The organism is Shewanella sp. 1180_01 (genome assembly GCF_052850535.1).
Window position 1 is genome coordinate 1 of the sequence record NZ_VXCT01000233.1, and the last position, 212, is coordinate 212.

The window sequence follows — 212 nt, forward strand, 5'->3', positions numbered from 1 at the left end:
TGTGCTCAGTGCCGTCTTGGCTCAAGACCACAAAGGTTTCGACCTTAGTTTCGCCTTCGGCCAAATACTGCACGTCGGCGTTATCGACGTTGTAAGTCCAGTTGCCGTCGGCATCAATGGTTAAGCTGCCGAGCGCGCCAACACTTGGAGTGCCGTTGCCCGCTTGGAATACCGCTTGGCCGCTGTCGGCATCGGTAATGGTCAAGGTGCCG

General features: G+C 57.1%; 1 protein-coding gene. It reads right to left on the minus strand.

Going from position 1 to position 212, the window contains the following annotated elements; genetic code table 11:
• Positions 1–212 (minus strand): VCBS domain-containing protein (locus FW758_RS25000; protein WP_446446872.1); only part of this gene is annotated, 212 nt, incomplete at both ends.